At 47.5% G+C, this 18,674-nt stretch carries 34 protein-coding genes; all 34 read left to right on the top strand.

Annotation, left to right across the window (positions count from 1 at the left end; all coding sequences use genetic code 11):
* The first annotated feature begins 56 nt into the window (after positions 1 to 56).
* The 34 genes from rpsL to rplQ are packed head-to-tail and all read left to right on the top strand — an operon-like array spanning position 57 to position 18,665.
* Positions 57 to 428 (top strand): 30S ribosomal protein S12, encoded by a 372-nt coding sequence (gene rpsL, locus strainIA91_RS08140; RefSeq protein WP_400166288.1) that lies wholly within the window; start codon positions 57 to 59, stop codon positions 426 to 428.
* A gap of 12 nt (positions 429 to 440) precedes the next feature.
* Complete coding sequence (gene rpsG, locus strainIA91_RS08135) at positions 441 to 908, top strand: 30S ribosomal protein S7 (RefSeq protein WP_400166287.1); 468 nt, start codon at positions 441 to 443, stop codon at positions 906 to 908.
* 15 nt (positions 909 to 923) lie between these two features.
* Positions 924 to 3,005, top strand: a complete 2,082-nt coding sequence (gene fusA, locus strainIA91_RS08130) for an elongation factor G (RefSeq protein WP_400166286.1) — start codon at positions 924 to 926, stop codon at positions 3,003 to 3,005.
* A gap of 11 nt (positions 3,006 to 3,016) precedes the next feature.
* Positions 3,017 to 4,210, top strand: coding sequence for an elongation factor Tu (gene tuf, locus strainIA91_RS08125; protein WP_400166285.1), 1,194 nt, complete (start codon positions 3,017 to 3,019; stop codon positions 4,208 to 4,210).
* A 14-nt stretch (positions 4,211 to 4,224) separates the two neighbouring features.
* Positions 4,225 to 4,533, top strand: coding sequence for a 30S ribosomal protein S10 (gene rpsJ, locus strainIA91_RS08120; RefSeq protein WP_400166284.1), 309 nt, complete (start codon positions 4,225 to 4,227; stop codon positions 4,531 to 4,533).
* Between the two features lie 3 nt (positions 4,534 to 4,536).
* Positions 4,537 to 5,160, top strand: coding sequence for a 50S ribosomal protein L3 (rplC, locus tag strainIA91_RS08115; RefSeq protein ID WP_400166283.1), 624 nt, complete (start codon positions 4,537 to 4,539; stop codon positions 5,158 to 5,160).
* A gap of 5 nt (positions 5,161 to 5,165) precedes the next feature.
* Positions 5,166 to 5,795, top strand: coding sequence for a 50S ribosomal protein L4 (rplD, locus tag strainIA91_RS08110; RefSeq protein WP_400166282.1), 630 nt, complete (start codon positions 5,166 to 5,168; stop codon positions 5,793 to 5,795).
* Positions 5,796 to 5,802: 7 nt separating this feature from the next.
* Positions 5,803 to 6,126, top strand: coding sequence for a 50S ribosomal protein L23 (gene rplW, locus strainIA91_RS08105; protein WP_400166281.1), 324 nt, complete (start codon positions 5,803 to 5,805; stop codon positions 6,124 to 6,126).
* An 11-nt stretch (positions 6,127 to 6,137) separates the two neighbouring features.
* Positions 6,138 to 6,965, top strand: a complete 828-nt coding sequence (gene rplB, locus strainIA91_RS08100; protein WP_400166280.1) for a 50S ribosomal protein L2 — start codon at positions 6,138 to 6,140, stop codon at positions 6,963 to 6,965.
* A 13-nt stretch (positions 6,966 to 6,978) separates the two neighbouring features.
* Positions 6,979 to 7,242 (top strand): 30S ribosomal protein S19, encoded by a 264-nt coding sequence (gene rpsS, locus strainIA91_RS08095; RefSeq protein WP_400166279.1) that lies wholly within the window; start codon positions 6,979 to 6,981, stop codon positions 7,240 to 7,242.
* A 19-nt stretch (positions 7,243 to 7,261) separates the two neighbouring features.
* On the top strand, positions 7,262 to 7,636 hold the full coding sequence (rplV, locus tag strainIA91_RS08090; protein ID WP_400166278.1) for a 50S ribosomal protein L22: 375 nt from the start codon (positions 7,262 to 7,264) through the stop codon (positions 7,634 to 7,636).
* Between the two features lie 3 nt (positions 7,637 to 7,639).
* On the top strand, positions 7,640 to 8,269 hold the full coding sequence (gene rpsC, locus strainIA91_RS08085; RefSeq protein WP_400166277.1) for a 30S ribosomal protein S3: 630 nt from the start codon (positions 7,640 to 7,642) through the stop codon (positions 8,267 to 8,269).
* Positions 8,270 to 8,293: 24 nt separating this feature from the next.
* The gene (gene rplP / locus strainIA91_RS08080; RefSeq protein ID WP_400166276.1) at positions 8,294 to 8,713 is read left to right on the top strand and encodes a 50S ribosomal protein L16; all 420 of its coding nucleotides are present in this window, start codon (positions 8,294 to 8,296) and stop codon (positions 8,711 to 8,713) included.
* 3 nt (positions 8,714 to 8,716) lie between these two features.
* The gene (rpmC, locus tag strainIA91_RS08075; protein ID WP_400166275.1) at positions 8,717 to 8,917 is read left to right on the top strand and encodes a 50S ribosomal protein L29; all 201 of its coding nucleotides are present in this window, start codon (positions 8,717 to 8,719) and stop codon (positions 8,915 to 8,917) included.
* 15 nt (positions 8,918 to 8,932) lie between these two features.
* Positions 8,933 to 9,193 carry a 30S ribosomal protein S17 gene (gene rpsQ / locus strainIA91_RS08070; RefSeq protein WP_400166274.1) on the top strand — a complete coding sequence of 87 codons (261 nt, stop codon included), beginning with the start codon at positions 8,933 to 8,935 and terminating at the stop codon, positions 9,191 to 9,193.
* A 20-nt stretch (positions 9,194 to 9,213) separates the two neighbouring features.
* On the top strand, positions 9,214 to 9,582 hold the full coding sequence (gene rplN, locus strainIA91_RS08065) for a 50S ribosomal protein L14 (RefSeq protein ID WP_400166273.1): 369 nt from the start codon (positions 9,214 to 9,216) through the stop codon (positions 9,580 to 9,582).
* 10 nt (positions 9,583 to 9,592) lie between these two features.
* Entirely contained in the window at positions 9,593 to 9,907 is a 315-nt protein-coding gene (gene rplX / locus strainIA91_RS08060) for a 50S ribosomal protein L24 (RefSeq protein ID WP_400166272.1), read from the top strand.
* A gap of 14 nt (positions 9,908 to 9,921) precedes the next feature.
* Positions 9,922 to 10,482: a 50S ribosomal protein L5 gene (gene rplE, locus strainIA91_RS08055; RefSeq protein WP_400168248.1), complete on the top strand. Its 561-nt coding sequence runs from the start codon at positions 9,922 to 9,924 to the stop codon at positions 10,480 to 10,482.
* Positions 10,483 to 10,490: 8 nt separating this feature from the next.
* Complete coding sequence (locus tag strainIA91_RS08050) at positions 10,491 to 10,676, top strand: type Z 30S ribosomal protein S14 (protein ID WP_400166271.1); 186 nt, start codon at positions 10,491 to 10,493, stop codon at positions 10,674 to 10,676.
* Positions 10,677 to 10,688: 12 nt separating this feature from the next.
* Positions 10,689 to 11,081 carry a 30S ribosomal protein S8 gene (gene rpsH / locus strainIA91_RS08045; protein ID WP_400166270.1) on the top strand — a complete coding sequence of 131 codons (393 nt, stop codon included), beginning with the start codon at positions 10,689 to 10,691 and terminating at the stop codon, positions 11,079 to 11,081.
* Between the two features lie 14 nt (positions 11,082 to 11,095).
* Positions 11,096 to 11,635: a 50S ribosomal protein L6 gene (gene rplF / locus strainIA91_RS08040; protein WP_400166269.1), complete on the top strand. Its 540-nt coding sequence runs from the start codon at positions 11,096 to 11,098 to the stop codon at positions 11,633 to 11,635.
* Between the two features lie 11 nt (positions 11,636 to 11,646).
* On the top strand, positions 11,647 to 12,015 hold the full coding sequence (gene rplR, locus strainIA91_RS08035; protein ID WP_400166268.1) for a 50S ribosomal protein L18: 369 nt from the start codon (positions 11,647 to 11,649) through the stop codon (positions 12,013 to 12,015).
* A 15-nt stretch (positions 12,016 to 12,030) separates the two neighbouring features.
* Entirely contained in the window at positions 12,031 to 12,543 is a 513-nt protein-coding gene (gene rpsE, locus strainIA91_RS08030; protein ID WP_400166267.1) for a 30S ribosomal protein S5, read from the top strand.
* A 1-nt stretch (position 12,544) separates the two neighbouring features.
* Positions 12,545 to 12,748, top strand: coding sequence for a 50S ribosomal protein L30 (rpmD, locus tag strainIA91_RS08025; protein WP_400166266.1), 204 nt, complete (start codon positions 12,545 to 12,547; stop codon positions 12,746 to 12,748).
* Complete coding sequence (gene rplO, locus strainIA91_RS08020) at positions 12,745 to 13,185, top strand: 50S ribosomal protein L15 (protein ID WP_400166265.1); 441 nt, start codon at positions 12,745 to 12,747, stop codon at positions 13,183 to 13,185. The genes rpmD and rplO overlap by 4 nt, the downstream gene beginning before the upstream one ends.
* Positions 13,182 to 14,519: a preprotein translocase subunit SecY gene (secY, locus tag strainIA91_RS08015; protein WP_400166264.1), complete on the top strand. Its 1,338-nt coding sequence runs from the start codon at positions 13,182 to 13,184 to the stop codon at positions 14,517 to 14,519. Before rplO ends, secY begins: the two co-directional genes overlap by 4 nt.
* A gap of 12 nt (positions 14,520 to 14,531) precedes the next feature.
* Positions 14,532 to 15,278: a type I methionyl aminopeptidase gene (gene map, locus strainIA91_RS08010; RefSeq protein ID WP_400166263.1), complete on the top strand. Its 747-nt coding sequence runs from the start codon at positions 14,532 to 14,534 to the stop codon at positions 15,276 to 15,278.
* Positions 15,279 to 15,281: 3 nt separating this feature from the next.
* Complete coding sequence (gene infA, locus strainIA91_RS08005) at positions 15,282 to 15,500, top strand: translation initiation factor IF-1 (protein WP_400166262.1); 219 nt, start codon at positions 15,282 to 15,284, stop codon at positions 15,498 to 15,500.
* 10 nt (positions 15,501 to 15,510) lie between these two features.
* On the top strand, positions 15,511 to 15,624 hold the full coding sequence (gene rpmJ / locus strainIA91_RS08000; RefSeq protein WP_400166261.1) for a 50S ribosomal protein L36: 114 nt from the start codon (positions 15,511 to 15,513) through the stop codon (positions 15,622 to 15,624).
* Positions 15,625 to 15,637: 13 nt separating this feature from the next.
* On the top strand, positions 15,638 to 16,012 hold the full coding sequence (rpsM, locus tag strainIA91_RS07995) for a 30S ribosomal protein S13 (RefSeq protein WP_400166260.1): 375 nt from the start codon (positions 15,638 to 15,640) through the stop codon (positions 16,010 to 16,012).
* A 31-nt stretch (positions 16,013 to 16,043) separates the two neighbouring features.
* On the top strand, positions 16,044 to 16,439 hold the full coding sequence (gene rpsK / locus strainIA91_RS07990) for a 30S ribosomal protein S11 (RefSeq protein ID WP_400166259.1): 396 nt from the start codon (positions 16,044 to 16,046) through the stop codon (positions 16,437 to 16,439).
* 9 nt (positions 16,440 to 16,448) lie between these two features.
* A complete protein-coding gene (gene rpsD, locus strainIA91_RS07985) occupies positions 16,449 to 17,054 on the top strand; it encodes a 30S ribosomal protein S4 (RefSeq protein ID WP_400166258.1) in 606 nt (201 codons plus the stop codon).
* 19 nt (positions 17,055 to 17,073) lie between these two features.
* On the top strand, positions 17,074 to 18,057 hold the full coding sequence (locus tag strainIA91_RS07980) for a DNA-directed RNA polymerase subunit alpha (protein ID WP_400166257.1): 984 nt from the start codon (positions 17,074 to 17,076) through the stop codon (positions 18,055 to 18,057).
* Positions 18,058 to 18,068: 11 nt separating this feature from the next.
* Entirely contained in the window at positions 18,069 to 18,665 is a 597-nt protein-coding gene (rplQ, locus tag strainIA91_RS07975) for a 50S ribosomal protein L17 (protein WP_400166256.1), read from the top strand.
* Positions 18,666 to 18,674 lie beyond the last annotated feature (9 nt).

The following is an 18,674-nucleotide window of genomic DNA, read 5'->3' as shown; positions in this document are numbered from 1 at the left end:
TGCTTATAAAAAGCAGGGATATTACATTATCAGGCTTGACAAAAATTGGAGAAAGTATGCCAACGATCAATCAATTGGTGAAAAAGGGCAGAAAAAAGGTTATCAAAAAAAATAAGGTCCCCGCTCTTCAGGGAAATCCCCAGAAGCGCGGTGTGTGTACCCGTGTTTATACAACCACGCCCAAGAAACCGAACTCAGCATTACGCAAAGTGGCCCGTGTCCGTTTGACGACGGGTATTGAAGTAACGGCCTATATTCCCGGCGAGGGACACAATCTTCAGGAACACTCACTGGTGTTGATTGAGGGAGGTCGTGTAAAGGATTTACCGGGTGTTCGCTACCATATTGTGAGGGGAACTTTGGATACGGCCGGTGTATCGGACCGGAAAAACAGCCGTTCACGTTATGGTGCCAAGAAGCCGAAATAAGGAACGATTTCAATGTCAAGACGAAACAAACCGCAAAAAAGAGAGATTCTCCCCGATCCCAAGTACCATTCAGCAACGGTTGCCAAGTTCATCAACAACCTGATGGAACGGGGAAAGAAAGGTGTTGCCGAGTCTATTTTGTACGGCGCACTGGATATATTGGATGAAAAAACAAAAGGCAAGGGACTGGAGACATTCCAGAAGGCGCTGGATAATGTAGCCCCGGTTTTGGAAGTCAAATCCAAACGAATCGGAGGCGCCACATATCAGGTACCTGTGGAAGTCCGCCATAACCGCCGCTACGCCCTGGCGATGCGTTGGATCATTAAGTTTTCTGATGCCCGTTCCGGGGATAGTATGGCGACTAAACTTGCCGCTGAACTCCTTGCTGCCTCTCAGGGCGAGGGTAGCTCCGTGAAAAAACGGGAAGATACACACAAAATGGCTGAAGCCAACCGGGCTTTTGCCCATTTTCGGTAAAGTATAAAGGATCCCATGGCTAAAGCAGACCTGAAAAAGCTCAGAAATATCGGTATTATGGCTCACATCGATGCGGGTAAAACCACAACGACCGAGCGCATTATCTATTATACCGGCCGGTCTCATAAATTGGGCGAAGTCCACGAAGGGACAGCCACAATGGACTGGATGGAGCAGGAAAGAGAACGGGGTATTACCATTACATCAGCAGCAACCCGTTGTTCCTGGCAGGGACATGATATCAATATTATAGATACGCCGGGACACGTGGATTTTACCGCTGAAGTGGAACGTTCCCTCCGGGTCCTGGATGGAGCCATTGCCATTTTTTGCGGTGTCGGAGGAGTGGAACCCCAGTCTGAAACGGTCTGGCGCCAGGCTGACAAATATAAAGTCCCACGAATTGCCTTTATCAATAAGATGGACCGAACCGGTGCCGATTTCTACTATGTCATCGATATGATCCGGAAACGCCTGGGAGCAAATCCCTTGCCGGTTTTTCTACCTATCGGATCCGGTGAAATGTTTACCGGAATTGTGGACCTGATCCACATGCGGTCTATCCTGTACAATGAATCTACTTTTGGAGCTGAATTTGAGTATGGCGATATCCCCAAGGATATGTTTGACCGGGTGGAAGAGTATCGTCACCATCTGATTGAAGAGGTGGCTGCCTACAATGATGAGCTCCTCGAAAAATATCTTGAAGGTGAAACACTTAGTGCGGAAGAAATTAAGTCGGCAATCCGTGAGGGAACTATCAAAGGTGATATCACCCCCGTGATTGTAGGCTCGGCTTTTAAGAACAAAGGTGTACAGGTCCTGCTGAATTCTGTTATCGACTATTTACCCTCTCCCCTGGAAGTTCCCCCCATTAAAGGAATCGATCCCAAAACTGAAAAACCCATCGTGCGGACTCCTGATACGGATGCTCCTTTTTCCGCCCTTGCTTTTAAAATTATGACGGATCCTTATGTAGGGAAACTGACATATGTCCGAATCTATTCCGGGAAAATTGCTGCCGGCGAGTATGCCCAGAATCCTTTGAGTGGAAAACGGGAACGCTTTGGTAGAATCCTCCGGATGCATGCCAATAAACGGGAAGATGTGGAACAGGCAATGGCCGGTGATATTGTCGCTGTTGTCGGACTGAAAGATACACGGACAGGGCATACCCTGTGTGACAAAGATAAACCTGTCATCCTGGAAGAAATGATTTTTCCCGATCCGGTGATCAGTGTCTCTATCGAACCGGCCAGTAAAGCAGATCAGGATGCGCTCTATAAAGGACTTTTAAAACTGGCCGATGAAGATCCCACCTTTCAGGTCCGCTCAAATGAAGAAACGGGCCAGACCATTGTGTGGGGTATGGGTGAACTTCATCTCGAGATTATTGTAGACCGGTTAAAACGTGAATTCAAGGTTAATGCCCATGTGGGCAGACCCCAGGTAGCCTATAAAGAGACCATTACCAAAACCGTGGAAGTGGATAAGAAATTTGTCCGCCAGACCGGTGGTAAAGGTCAGTACGGACATGTGGTGATTACCATGTCTCCCAATGAAAAAGGAAAAGGCTACGAGTTTGTCAATAAAATTGTGGGCGGGGTGATTCCCAGAGAATATATCCCGTCTGTCGATAAAGGTATCCGGGAAGCTTTGCAAAATGGCATCCTTGCCGGATATCCTCTGGAAGATATCAAAGTCGAATTGACTTTTGGTTCTTACCACGAGGTAGATTCATCGGAAATGGCTTTCAAAGTTGCGGGATCCATGGCCGCACAGGAAGCTGCCAAAAAAGCGGGTCCCATCATCCTGGAACCCATGATGGCGGTGGAAGTCATTGTGCCCGATGAGTATTTAGGGGATGTAATGGGTGACCTGACATCCCGGCGCGGTCAGATCAAAGGGATGACACCGCGAAATGACGCTCAGGTCCTGTCAGGCTATGTGCCCCTGGCGGAAATGTTCGGCTACGCAACTGACTTGAGGTCTATCACCCAGGGACGGGCGGTTTTTACGATGCAGTTTGATCACTATGATCCTGTTCCCGCCTCTGTCCAGGAGAAGATTTTGGAACGCATTCATGGAAAAATTTAGGAGTTTTTCTCATGGCAAAGAAAAAATTTGAAAGAACGAAGCCGCATGTGAACATCGGAACGATCGGTCATGTGGATCACGGCAAAACGACGCTGACGGCAGCCATCACGTATGTATTGGCGAAGGCCGGCGGAGCAGAGCTTCGCTCCTTTGACAGTATTGACAACGCCCCTGAGGAACGGGAACGTGGAATTACGATTGCCACAGCCCATGTGGAATATGAGACGTCCAAACGTCATTATGCCCATGTGGATTGTCCGGGACACGCGGATTACATCAAGAACATGATCACGGGAGCAGCCCAGATGGATGGAGCGATCCTGGTGGTAAGTGCGGCTGACGGCCCCATGCCCCAGACCCGGGAACACGTTTTATTGGCACGTCAGGTGAATGTGCCTTCCATCGTGGTATTTATGAACAAGGTGGATATGGTGGATGATCCGGAGCTGTTGGATCTGGTGGAGATGGAACTTCGTGAACTTCTGGATGAATACGAATTTCCGGGAGACGAGGTACCGATTATCCGTGGATCCGCCCTTGAGGCGCTGAACAATCCGGATGACGACGAGAAGACAAAGTGCATCTACGAGCTGATGGAAGCGGTGGACAGTTATATCCCGGAACCGGTACGTGCGGTGGACAAGCCGTTTTTGATGCCGGTGGAAGATGTTTTTTCGATCACAGGCCGAGGGACCGTGGGAACAGGCCGTATAGAACGTGGAATCGTTCGTGTGGGCGATGAAGTGGAGATTGTCGGTATTGAGAAAGAGATCAAGAAGACGGTTGTCACAGGCGTGGAGATGTTCCGGAAGCTTCTGGATCAGGGCCAGGCCGGCGACAATGCAGGTCTTCTGTTGCGGGGAATTGACAAGAACTATCTCCGTCGCGGAATGGTTTTGGCGAAACCGGGATCGATTACGCCCCATACCAAGTTCAAGGCAGAGGTCTACATTCTGAAGAAAGAAGAAGGCGGTCGCCATACACCGTTCGTAAAAGGATACCGTCCCCAGTTTTATTTTCGGACCACGGATGTGACGGGATCGGTGGAACTGCCGGAAGGCGTCGAGATGGTCATGCCGGGTGACAAGATCACCTTTACGGTGGAACTGATCGTCCCCATCGCCATGGAAAAAGAGTTGCGGTTTGCCATCCGTGAAGGCGGACGGACCGTAGGTGCCGGTGTTGTGACGGACATTATTGAATAGGAAAGCAGACCATCATGGCAGGACAAAAAATACGCATAGCATTAAAATCATACGATCATAACCTGTTGGATAAATCCACGGAAAAGATTGTCCAGCGGGCTAAGGCAACCGGAGCCGTCATTGCCGGCCCCATTCCTTTGCCAACCCGCAAATCAGTCTATACAGTTCTTCGTTCACCTCATGTGAACAAGAAATCCCGTGAACAGTTCCAGATGAAGGTTCATAAACGGATTGTGGAAATATTGAATACGACCACAAAAACCATTGATGAATTGATGAAGCTGGATTTACCCGCAGGTGTTGATATAGAGATAAAGGTATAAACGGTGAACGGAATCATAGGACGAAAAATCGGATTAACCCGAATCTTCGACCAGTACGGCAGGAATATTCCCGTAACCGTCATTGAAGCGGGTCCGTGTTATGTAACACAGATCAAAACGCAGGATAAAGACGGATACAATGCGGTACAACTTGGTTTTGAAGAAGCCCGGGAAAAAGTCTTGAATAAGCCCAGACTGGGGCATTTGAAAAAGAGCGGTAAAGCACTCAGAGTATTGAAAGAGTTTCGTGATTTTGAAGCGGACGGATTGAAAACCGGCACAGAAATCACCGTGGATATCTTCAAACCCGGGGATGTTGTCGCCGTTACCGGCACATCCAAGGGAAAAGGATTCCAGGGTGGGGTGAAGCGTCATGGTTTCCGCGGGGGACCTAAGACCCATGGTCAGAGTGACCGCCTCAGGGCTCCCGGTTCCATCGGTGCCAGTTCATCACCCTCCAGAGTATGGAAGGGGATGCGCATGGCTGGACAGATGGGAAACGAGACCGTCACTATCCGGAACCTGAGAGTCGTCGAAGTGAACACGGAGAGAAACCTGTTGCTGGTTAAAGGCAGTGTTCCAGGCGCGAGGAACGGGATCATCCGCATTATGAAGTTAGAGGATTGATGGACATGAAAATACAAGTACTGAAAAATGACGGAAGTCCTTTAAACGCAACGGTGGAACTCTCGCCGGACGTATTCGGAATTGAACCGAATGAACACTGCATGCATGCAGCTGTCCGGGCAGAACTGGCCAATATGAGGCAGGGGACTCACAAGGGAAAAACCCGGGGCGAGGTTCGCGGAGGCGGCCGGAAACCCTGGCGGCAAAAGGGACGTGGAACGGCCCGTGCCGGTAGCAACCGCTCACCCATCTGGGTCGGCGGTGGTAAAGCCTTTGCCCCCAAGCCACATCTGTACACTCAAAAGCTCAATAAAAAGGTCCGCCGTCTTGCCAGACGCAGTGCCTTATCCACAATGCTGATAAATGATCGGGTAGTTGTGGTGGATGAAATAAAAGTGGAAAGCCCCAAAACCCGGGAATTTGTTGAATTGCTGAACAATCTGAAACTTGCCGACAAAAAACTGACCATTCTTGTGGAAGAAATTTCAGATGATTTGTATCTGGCAAGCCGGAATGTGCCAAATGTGTACATCATTCCCGTAGAGCGGGTATCAACCTTTGACATTCTCGATTGTGACGTGCTTTTGATGGAAAAGAGTGCCACCGAGAAACTGAACACATTATTGAAAGCATAGGTGTAAGGTGGAAAAAGAAAGACATGTGATTCTCAGGCCACTCCTCACGGAAAAAATGACATATCTGTCTGAAACGGAACGCAAGTACGCTTTCAAAGTCGATATGGCTGCAAATAAAATGACCATAAAAAATGCAGTGGAAAAACGCTTCAATGTTCACGTGGAGAAAGTGGCCGTCGTGAGATTAAAAGGCAAATCAAAAACTCAGACGGTACGCAGTGGCGGCAAAGTAATCCGGACCAACGGACGGAGAGCTCACTGGAAAAAGGCCATCGTAACCCTGCGACCTGAAGAACGAATTGACCTGTTTGAAGGTGAAACAGCTGTTTAAGGAAAAGATCTATGCCGATTAAAACGTACAAACCGCATACTCCCGGATTACGGACAAAGACGACGCTGGATTTCAGCCACCTGACAAAGAAGGAACCGGAAAAAAAGCTGTTAAAAGCGAATCCTTCTTCAGGTGGTAGAAACAGCAAGGGTCGTATCAGTGTCCGCAGACGTGGAGGCGGTCAGAAAAGACAATACCGGATCATTGATTTCAAACGGAATAAATTCAACATTCCTGCAAAAATCGTGGCTCTGGAATATGATCCCAACCGGTCTGCCGATATTGCTCTTTTGCAGTATGCCGATGGTGAAAAGCGTTATATCCTGGCGCCATTGGGACTCAAAGTTGGCGACCAGGTGATATCCGGTGAAGATGTGGCAATTAAAGTGGGGAATTCCCTGCCCTTGTCTAAAATTCCATCGGGTACTATTGTCCACAATATTGAAATGAAACCTGGTAAGGGTGGACAGATTGCCCGCGGGGCAGGTGCTGCTGCTCAGATCATGGCAAAAGAAGGAAAATATGTCACCCTGAAACTTCCTTCTGGTGAAATGAGAATGATCCTGGACCGATGCTATGCGACTGTAGGAGAAATTGGAAATAAAGAGCATGCCAACGTGTCACTGGGAAAAGCCGGACGGAAACGCTGGCTCGGTCAACGCCCGAAGGTTCGCGGTGTTGCCATGAATCCCATCGACCATCCCATGGGTGGTGGTGAAGGAAAAACCAGCGGTGGCGGACATCCCAGGACTCCCTGGGGTAAACCGACCAAAGGTTATAAAACACGTAAGAAGAACAAAGGCAGCGATAAGCATATCGTGGCCAGGCGAAAAAAATAAGGAACCGTGAAACATGACAAGATCACTGAAAAAAGGTCCTTATGTTGATGAAAACATTCTGGCGAAAATCGAAGAGATGTCCGGGACCGGTAAAAAGAAGGTGATTAAAACCTGGGCCCGTAGATCTACCATATCGCCGGAATTCGTGGGATATACCTTTGCCGTCCATAATGGGATGAAATTTGTCCCGGTATATGTGACGGAAAACATGGTAGGACATAAGTTAGGCGAATTTGCCCCGACGCGGACATATCGTGGGCATGACAAGAAAAAATAATTGATAAGACAGGTACATAATGGAAGCACGCGCAATAAATAAATATGTACATCACAGTACAAAGAAAATCAAGCCGATGCTGGACCTGGTCCGTGGAAAACGTGTGGACCATGCGCTGAATGCCCTTCATTTCCTGCCGAATAAGGCGGCGAAAATTGTAGAAGGGACCATTCGTTCGGCAGTGTCCAATTATATCGACTCGGATGAGGGAAGCAAAGTGAATCCCGAAGAGTTGGTAATCAAGGAAGCGTATGTGGATAAAGGGCCGATTACCCGCAGGATTCAACCCAGATCCATGGGAAGGGCTTATCTGATTCGCAAACGGTCAAGCCATGTGACAGTCAAAGTTGGCCTGCCTGAAAAAGCTGAAACGGCATCGACAAAAAAGGAGTAGAGATTGGGTCAGAAAACACATCCCTACGGATTTCGTCTTGGTATCACCAAAAGTTGGTTATCCAACTGGTTTGACGAGAGAAATTTTGCCGGAAAACTGTCTGAAGATCTGATGCTTCGGAAGTATGTATCCAAAAGACTCTCAAAAGGTGGTGTTTCCAGGGTAGAGATTCAAAGGACAACCAAGCTGATCACCATAACGATTCATACATCCAGACCCGGAATTGTTATTGGCGCCAAGGGAAAAGAAGTCGATCAGCTGAGAGAAGAGATTAGGAAACTCACACAATCTGATGTTCAGGTAAACATTGTTGAGATTAAAAAGCCTGAGCTGGACGCATATCTGGTGGGTGAAAACATTGCCCAGCAGCTTGAAAGAAAAGTCTCTTTCAGACGTGCGATCAAACGTGCAATCCAGAGCACAATGCGCATGGGCGCTGAAGGTATCAGAATTCAGTGTTCAGGACGCCTGGGTGGTGCAGAAATGGCCCGTGTTGAATCTGCCCGTGAGGGACGGGTACCCCTGCACACGCTCCGTGCCGATATTGACTATGCATCCGTCACGGCGAACACCAGTTACGGATGTATCGGCATAAAAGTCTGGATTTGCAACGGTGAAGTAAACACAATTTAAAACGAAGAACGGAGATTTTTTCTCATGTTAATGCCTCGTAAGGTAAAATATCGCCGGCAACACAGAGGACGCAGGACTGGATTCGCGTTTCGGGGTTCTGAAGTGAATTACGGAGATTATGGTCTGAAAGCCCTTGAAGCATCCTGGATTACCAGCCGACAGATTGAGTCCGCCCGTGTTGCCATTTCCCGTGTTGTTCGTAAACACGGAAAAATGTGGATTCGGATTTTCCCCCACAAGCCCGTGAGCAAAAAGCCACTGGAGACCCGTATGGGGAAGGGGAAAGGCGGACCCGAATTCTGGGTAGCCGTTGTGAAGCCCGGTCGAATCATGTTTGAAGTGGAAGGTGTGACGGAAGAGATGGCAAAACAGGCTTTTCGCCTGGCTTCCAATAAACTTCCCATCAAGACGAAAATGGTTTCACGCCGGGAAATAGGAGGATAAATCATGTTGTCTAAAACGGAACTTAAAGAACTCACGCAGGAAGAAGCCGTGATCAAATTGCGGGATAATGAGGAAGCACTGATGAATTTGCGGTTTCAGCTTACCCTGCAACAACTTGATAATCCTCTGCAGATTAAAAAGGTAAAAAAAGAAATTGCCCAACTGAAGACCATATTGCGTGAATATGAACTGGGTAAGCGCTAAGAACTGGGATGATGCATGAGCACTAAAAATCAAAAAGTCCGAATTGGCAAAGTGGTCAGCGATAAGATGGATAAATCCGTGACTGTCCTGATCAGCCGAAAAATCAAACATCCGGTTTACGGAAAGTATATCACACGCAGTGTGAAGTTCATGGCCCATGATGAAAAGAACGAGTGCCGGATCGGTGATACGGTCCGTATCGTTGAAACACGCCCCTTAAGCAAACGCAAAAGATGGCGCCTTGTTGAAATCATAGACCGTGAACCCGAAGTTTAAACTGAGAAAGGCATTGCGAGATGATACAAGTTGAATCCAAATTGCGGGTTGCCGATAATTCCGGGGCGAAAGTCGTCCAGTGCATTAAAGTCCTGGGCGGAACACGCCGCCGGTATGCAACAGTGGGTGATGTCATTGTTGTTGCTGTCAAGCAGGCGATTCCCGGCGGAACAGCCAAAAAGGGTGATGTAGCCCAGGCGGTCATCGTCCGCACGAAAAAGGAAGTGGGACGCCCGGACGGCTCCTATATCCGTTTCGATGAAAATGCAGCGGTATTGATCAACCCCCAGGGTGAACCCATCGGGACCCGAATTTTCGGACCCGTAGCCCGTGAACTGCGTGAAAGACAGTATATGAAAATTGTCTCAATGGCACCTGAAGTATTGTAAGGAGAGTCCCGTGCACGTAAAGAAAAATGACACAGTTAAAGTCATTACGGGGAAAGACCGGGGGAAAACCGGGAAGATCCTCAAAGTGTTCCCGGTACGAAACCGGGTTATCGTTGAGGGTGTAAACCTGGTGAAACGCCACACCCGGCCTAATCAGCAAAATCCACAAGGCGGCATCGTTGAAAAAGAAGCCCCGATTCATGCATCCAATGTGATGTTGATTCAGGACAACCAGACGACCCGTACCGGAAAACGGATACTTGCTGACGGATCCCGTGTCCGTTATGGAAAGAAAACGGGCGAACAAGTGGATGAAGGGAAATAAGGATTATGAATAAGATTCCGAGATTACAGGAAATGTACCAAAAAGAGGTAGTCCCTTATCTGACAAAGACTTTCGGTTATGATAATTCCATGGAAGTCCCAAGACTTGATAAAATCAGCGTCACTGTTGGATTGGGGAATGCAAAGGAAGAACCGGCTCAGGTTGAAAATTGCGTCAAAGATCTTGAAATGATTACCGGTCAGCATGCTGTGGTCACACGTGCCAAGAAAGCGATCAGTAATTTCAAGATCCGTGAAGGTGATCCCGTGGGTGTACGGGTAACCCTGAGGCGGACAAAAATGTATGAGTTTCTGGATCGGCTGATCAATGTAACCATTCCCCGGGTCCGGGATTTTAACGGATTGTCGGACAAAGCCTTTGACGGGTTTGGAAATTATACATTTGGCCTGAAAGAACAGGTTATTTTTCCTGAAATTGATTATGACAAAGTGGACCGCGTGCGGGGTATGAATATTACCATAACAACCACGGCCAAAAATGACCAGGAATGTTATGAACTTTTAAAAGCATTCGGTTTCCCGTTTAAACGCCGTACCACGCAAACAGAAGGATAAGGATTCCTATGGCAAAAAAATCCATGATAGCAAAAGCCAAGCGCAAACCAAAGTTCTCAACCAGAGCTAACACTCGTTGCAGTCTTTGCGGCCGGCCTAAAGCCGTTTACCGTAAATTCGGCCTGTGTCGTATTTGTTTTCGCGAACTGGCTTTAAAGGGTGAAATTCCCGGAATAACAAAAGCAAGTTGGTAAAAAGGAAGATTCATGACTGATCCAATTGCAGATTTCTTAACACGTATTCGCAATGCAACCACAGCTCAGCATCGGTGGGTTGAAATTCCCGCAAGTAAGTTGAAAGCGCGGATTGCATTGATCTTGAAGACAAAAGGTTACATTAAAGATTTCATCCTTGTAGAGGATGGAAAACAGGGGATGCTTCGGCTTTATCTGAAATATCTGAGCGACGGCCGACCCGTCTTGTACGGACTCGAACGGGTCAGTAAGCCAGGACGGCGAATTTATGTTAAAGCCCTGGAAATTCCCCGGGTCCGAAACGGACTTGGAATTGGAATTCTCTCAACCTCTCAGGGGGTACTGACCGACAAAGAAGCCCGGGAAAAGGGTATCGGCGGTGAGTATCTTTGTAAAATCTGGTAAGAAGGGAAGTACTTATGTCACGAATCGGTAAAAACCCAATTCCGGTACCTGAAAATGTCAAAGCGAGTGTCGCCAGTGGGATCCTCTCTGTCAAAGGTCCCAAAGGTGAACTGACGTTAAATTATCATCCCGAAATGACGGTAGCACTGAAGGATAATACAATAGTAGTAACCCGCCCGTCTGATTCCAGGACCCATAAGTCCCTTCATGGACTGACCCGGTCCCTGATTCAGAATATGGTTACGGGTGTTGTTGAAGGATATTCAAGACAGCTCGAAATCCAGGGTGTAGGCTATTCCGTTGAACTGCGGGGAAAAAACTTACTCTTAACACTGGGATATTCCCATCAGATTCTGATCGAACCTCCGGACGGGATCTCATTCGAGGTCGGCCGTGGTAATATTATCACGGTATCCGGCATCGACAAACAAAAAGTAGGGGCTGTTTCGGCCCAGATTCGCTCCTTCCGTCCCCCGGAACCCTATAAAGGCAAGGGGATACGCTATGTGGGCGAAACGGTCCACCGGAAGGCCGGAAAGACGATCAAGAAGTAAGGGACTGGATTATGAAAAAAAATGTAAATCGAAATGAAATCCGATACCGGAAAAAGGCACGAATCCGTAAAAAGGTTTCCGGTACACCCGAGCGGCCCAGACTGGTTGTCTTCAGAAGCAACCGGCATATCTCCGCTCAGATTATTGATGATATCAACAATCAGGTTTTGGCCCATGCGAATTCCTGTTCCAAAGAGAATAAAGAGAAACTCGCATCCAAATCCAAAACAGAAATGAGTGTGGAAGTGGGCAAACAGATTGCCGAACTTGCCAAAAAACAAAAAATCGAAACGGTGGTTTTTGACCGGAACGGATATATTTATCACGGTCGGGTCAAAGCGTTGGCTGAAGCCAGTCGTGAAGCCGGATTGAAATTCTAAAGAAGGAGTATTGTCTTGCATTTGAAAAAGTCAATCAATCCTGCTGAGTTGGAATTACGGGACGAGAAGGTCGTCAAGATAAATCGCGTTGCCAAGGTGATTACCGGTGGCCGCCGCTTCCGTTTCAACGCCATTGTGGTTGTCGGCGACGGCAACGGACATGTGGGTGTGGGACTTGGAAAGGCAAACCAGGTGATCGATGCCATCAATAAAGGCCGGGAAGATGCCAAAAAGAATATTATCCGGGTTCCCGTACTTAAAGGAACCATCCCCTATGAGGTGATCGGTCGCTATGGTGCCGCCCGTGTCGTGTTGAAACCGGCTTCTCCCGGTACTGGAATTATTGCCGGAGGACCGGTCCGTGCAATCATGGAACAGGTAGGTGTCCATGATATTCTGGCCAAATCCATCGGTAGCGCCAACTCTCATAATGTCATCAAAGCAACCATGAATGCCCTTGCAGAACTGGAAGATCCCTATATGGTGGCCAAACGGCGGGGTATTACGGTACAGGAGGTATTTAACTGAGATGGCTAAGAAAAAAGAAAAAAAACTCAAAGTGACTCAGATAAAAAGCACCATTGGTTATCGCGAACGGACAGCCCGGACGATTGAAGCCATGGGACTTGGAAAACTTCACAAAACCGTTCTTCTTCCTGATAATGGTCCCACCCGTGGGATGATCTCTCAGGTCTCACATCTGGTTGAAGTCGAGGAGGTTGAAGAATCATGATATTATCGACACTTAAACCCGCAAAAGGGTCCCGGAAAAACACCAAACGTCGCGGCCGCGGCATTGGGTCCGGAAATGGTTGTACGGCCGGACGTGGATCCAATGGACAAAAATCCCGCTCCGGTGCAAAACACTACAGTTGGTTTGAAGGCGGACAGATGCCCCTCCAGCGCCGGGTTCCCAAACGGGGATTTTCCAATGATAAATTCCGTCAGGAATTTCAGATTGTGAATCTGAAAGACCTGAATACGCTCGAAACTGAAGAGATTAATGCAACGGTTTTGAAAGCGAACGGACTGGTGAAAAAAGAAGATAAACCCGTGAAGATACTCGGGGTGGGCGAAGTGGATAAAGCCTTCACCATTACTGTGGATGCTTTCAGTGCCACAGCCAAAGAAAAAATTGAAAAAGCCGGCGGAAAGGCCATAGTATTATGATCCAGAGTCTGAAATCCGTTTTCAAGATTCACGAATTGCGACAGAGAATTCTGTTCACCATTCTCATTCTGGTTGTCTACCGTGTGGGTGGACACATTCCTCTCCCCGGTGTAGATACAGAAGCCCTCAGTATCGCAGCCCAGAGCTTTCAAAATACACTCCTGGGCCTCTATGATATGTTCGCAGGCGGTGCTTTTCAAAAAGCAACCGTTTTTGCCCTGGGAATTATGCCCTATATCAGCGCGAGCATTATCATTCAGCTTCTCGGAGCTGTCTTTCCCTATTTCCAGAGACTGCAAAAGGAAGGACCGGAAGGGAGAAAGAAACTTACGCAATTAACCCGCTATGGCACCGTGGCTATTTCAGCGTTGCAAGGCTACGGCGTGGCCATCTTCCTTCAGCACATGAATGCCGGGACATCGGCTCAGCCCATGCCTGTCGTTCCCAATCCGGGTATGGGATTCGTCCTTTTGACAGTTTTAACTCTGATCACCGGAACCATGTTTATTATGTGGCTCGGTGAACAGATAACGGACAGGGGTATCGGAAACGGTATCTCCCTCATTATTATGATCGGTATTATGGTCCGCTTCCCCAACGTGATTTTCAAGGAAGTCACCCTCATTTCTGAAGGGGTTAGAAGCCTCTTTGCAGAAGTGATTCTTCTGGGACTCATGGTTCTGACGATTGGTTTTGTGATTCTGCTGACACAGGGAACGCGCAAGATTCCTGTTCAGTATGCAAAACGGGTTGTCGGACGGAAAATCTATGGCGGCCAGTCGACTCATATTCCCCTCCGGGTGAATACAGCCGGTGTGATGCCGATTATCTTTGCTCAATCCCTCATGTTCATTCCAAGTACCATCACCACCTTTATGGGTGATGTGGAATGGCTTCAAAGTGCTATGCGCATCTTCTCCATCGATCACTGGTTCTACTGGCTGGTCTTTGGATTGCTCATCATTTTCTTCACCTACTTCTATACGGCGATTGCTTTCAATCCCACGGAAGTGGCGGATAACATGAAAAAGCACGGGGGATTTATTCCCGGTATCCGTCCGGGAAAACGTACAGCAGAATATATCGACAATATTCTCACACGGGTTACATTACCCGGTTCGATTGCCCTGGCTATCGTGGCAATTTTTCCCTACATCCTGATGAATGTCATGGGGATTGATTACGATCTGGCCAGTTTCTTTGGTGGGACATCTTTGCTGATTCTTGTAGGTGTGGCTCTGGATACGCTTCAGCAAATTGAATCACAACTGATTACCCGCCATTATGACGGTTTTTTGAAATCCGGAAAACTTCGGGGACGGCGCCGTTTTTAAAACGGCCATCGTATGATACGCTACAAATCACAGCATGAAATTCAAATCATGCGGAAAGCGGGAAAGCTGGTCCATGATACCCTTGTGGAAGTCTCAAAATGGATCAAACCCGGAATAAGCACGGCAAAGCTTGATACTATTGCCGAAGATTATATCCGGTCTCATCACGGACTTCCCGGCTTTAAAGGGTATAACGGTTACCCCGCAACACTCTGCGTATCTGTCAATGAAGAGGTCGTTCACGGCATTCCCGGTCCGCGTATCCTCAAAGAGGGGGACATGGTCAGTATAGACTGTGGAACCATTGTGGATGGATACTATGGAGATCACGCACGGACATTTGCCGTGGGTGAGTTGCCGGAGGATTGGAAACGGCTGATGACCGTCACGGAAGAATGTCTGAATATCGGCATTCGCAAGGCTGTATCCGGTAATCACTTGCTGGATATCGGCCACGCGATTCAGACACATGCAGAAGGGCATCACTTTTCGGTGATCCGGTCCCTGGTGGGACACGGAATCGGACGGAAACTTCATGAAGAGCCCCAGGTCCCCAATTACGGACATCCGGGGCGTGGTATGCGTTTGAAACCCGGTCTGGTCATCGCAATTGAACCGATGATCAATCTGGGAACCCATGAAGTGGAAACCCTGCAGGATGGCTGGACCATCGTGACGCGGGACCGGAAAGTGTCGGCTCACTTTGAGCATACCATCGCAGTCACTGAAAATGAACCGCTTATTCTGACAAACGGGTGAAATATGGCAAAGCAAAACGCTATCAGAGTGGATGGAACAATACTGGAGACTCTGCCCAATGCATCTTTCAGGGTGGAGTTGGAAAATGGACATGAAGTCCTGGCTCATATCTCAGGTAAAATGCGTATGCATTTTATCAAAATTCTGCCAGGTGACAAGGTGACATTGGAATTGTCCCCTTATGATTTGTCCAGAGGCCGTATTGTCTATCGATATAAGTAAAGGAATTGAAATGAAAGTACGCGCATCAGTAAAAAAAATCTGTGACAAGTGTAAAATTATTCGCAGAGGTGGCGTTGTACGCGTCATTTGCGAAAACAAAAAGCACAAACAGAGACAAGGATAATTAGGAGGTTAATTTGGCTCGAATTGCAGGCGTAGACTTACCGCGCGACAAAAAAGTCAAAGTGGGTTTGTCTTACATTTATGGTATAGGACGTCCTATGGCTCTTAAGATCCTGGAAAAAGCAGGAGTTGATCCTGAAATCCGTGTGCAGGATCTGACAGAAGATCAGGTCAGTTCCATTCGTCAGCTGATTGCCGACGAATATAAAGTTGAAGGTGCATTGCGTACCGAAGTAACAATGAATATTAAACGGTTGATGGATATCGGCTGCTATCGTGGACTCCGGCATCGCCGGGGACTTCCGGTCCGGGGGCAGAACACCAAGAATAATGCCCGGACACGGAAAGGTAAGAAAAGGGCAGCGATTAAGAAAAAACGGAAAACATAAGCAATAATTTCCAATTTATCGGAGTCTAAAATTGGCAAAGAAAACACAAGCAACACGCAAAAGAAAGAGAAAGCTGAGAGTTGATCCTGACGGGATTGCTTTCATCAAAGCTTCATATAACAATACGGTGATTACATTAGCCGATCAGTACGGGAATGCCATTGCCTGGGCCACTGCAGGACGTGCCGGATTTAAAGGATCCAGAAAAAGCACTCCTTTTGCCGCAGGACAAGCCGCTGAAATTGCAGCGAAGGAAGCCATGGATGCAGGACTGGTCCGCGTGGAAGTCCGTGTAAAAGGTCCAGGCGGAGGAAGAGAAATGGCTATCAGATCTCTGTCTGCTGCCGGACTGGAAGTAACCGCAATTAAGGACGTTACACCCATTCCTCATAATGGATGCCGTCCCCCGAAACGTCGAAGAGTGTAGGAGTTATTTATGGCTAGATATCGTGGTCCAAGAGGAAAGATCTGTCGTCGTTTGGATTATGCGGCTTTTGAATCTCCAAAATTTTCCAATCCAAAGAAAAATTATCCCCCCGGAGAACACGGCCCAACCCATCGGCATCGCCTCTCAGAATATGGTATTCAAATGCGCGAAAAACAGCGTATTAAGCATACGTACGGTGTATTGGAACGTCAGTTTAGAAACTATTTTAAACGGGCTGATCGCCAGGAAGGGAAAACGGGTGACAATTTAATGAGAATGCTTGAAAGCCGACTTGATAACGTGGTTTACCGCCTGGGATTTGCACCCACACGCCGTGCTGCACGGCAGATCGTTTCCCATAAACATGTCCTGGTGAATGAATCAGTGGTCAATATCCCGTCCTATCAGGTAAAACCCGGGGACGTGATCCGTATTCGCGAAAAAAGTAAACGCCTGGATCTGATCCTGGATGCTGTCAAAAAGTCTCACGGAAACCTGAGTTGGCTGAAACTGGATAAAGCGAAATTAAGTGGCGAAATTCTTCATATCCCTGAAAGGGAAGAAATCCCTCAGGACTTTAATGAACAATTGGTCGTCGAATTGTATTCTAAATAAATAATAGAGGTTATGAGACATGCCCAATTTTCAAATACCTGAAAAAATAAAAATTGATGAAGATGTAAAGCAGGAGCGCTTTGGCCGGTTTATCCTGGAGCCCCTCGAAAGGGGATTCGGCATTACAACCGGAAATGCCCTCAGGCGTGTTTTACTTTCATCTATACCTGGCGCGGCGGTAACAGCCCTTCGGATTGAAGGGGTCCTTCATGAGTTTTCCACCATCGACGGTGTGATTGAAGATGTAACCCTGATTATCCTGAATCTTAAAAAAGTCCGCGTACGACTGGCAAATTCCAAGCCCATCAAGCTAACCCTCAAACTACAGGGGCCAGCCAATATTACGGCAGGTATGCTCAGCGGTGGAAACCCAAATGTGGAAATCATGAATCCCGATCAACATATCATGACTATTGAAGAAGAAAAAAATCTGACACTGGAACTGTGGATCGGTCGCGGTAGAGGGTATTTTACTGCGGATAACAATAAAACCGCCGATGCTCCCCTGGATACAATCTGGATCGATTCCATTTTCTCACCCATTGTTAAAGTGAACTATTTTGTGGAAAAACTTCAGTCAGGAGTAAAGGAAGATCTGGAAAAACTGATCCTTGAAGTGACAACAGATGGAACTATGACACCTCAGGATGCCGTTTCCTATTCCTCTAAACTCCTGGCAGATCACCTGAAACCCTTCTTCGCACTCCAGTCCACTGATGTGATTGAACCGGAACAGCAGATAGATGAAGATAAGATGCGGATACGGAAACAACTTATGCGGAGTATCGATGAGCTGGAACTCTCCGTCCGCTCCTACAATTGCCTTCAGGCTGCTGAAATCAAAACCATTGCCGATCTGGTATCCAAAGAAGAAAACGAAATGCTCCGGTTTAAGAATTTTGGCCGGAAATCCCTGAATGAACTCATCGAGAAGCTGGATGAGCTGGGACTTCGTTTTGGTATGGATATTTCTGAATATGTTAAAGATGTAAACAAGAAGTGAAGTGAACGGATATGAGACACGTAAAAAGAGGACGTAAATTAGGTCGTACCCCCAGCCACAGAAAAGCGATGCTCCAGAATATGGCCGCATCCCTGATTCTCCATAAACAGATTAAAACAACAGAAGCCAAAGCAAAAGAAGCCCGGCGCCTTGTTGAGCGGTTGATCACCTATGCAAAAAAGGATACAACCCACTATCGCCGCCTGGCCTTTGCCCAGCTCCGGAATAAAGAAGCTGTGAAAATTCTCTTTGAAGAGATTGCTCCGGTTTATATGAACCGAAATGGTGGATATACCCGCATCCTCAAACTTGGGCAACGTCCCAATGATGCGGCAAAAGTTGTTCTGTTTCAATTGGTAGATATGGTAGGTTCAGATACGGATAAGAAAAAGAAATCCCCAAAAAAAGCAACAGCTGTTAAAAAAGAAAAAGTAAAAGAAAGCAGTAAAGAAACACCAAAGGCTGAACAAACCAAAACCGAAAAAAGCAATTTGGAAAAAGAAGAACCTGAAGTAAAAGAAGCTGAAGCGAAAGAAGAAGCACCTGTGGAAGATAAAGTAGACAGTGATGACACATCTTCCGGAGAAGACACAAAAACAAAAGCGTAAATTGATAAA

It is taken from the genome of Candidatus Neomarinimicrobiota bacterium (assembly GCA_041154365.1).
GTDB classification, from domain to species: Bacteria; Fidelibacterota; Fidelibacteria; order Fidelibacterales; family Fidelibacteraceae; genus Fidelibacter; species Fidelibacter multiformis.
This window is presented reverse-complemented; position numbering and strand designations above follow the sequence as displayed.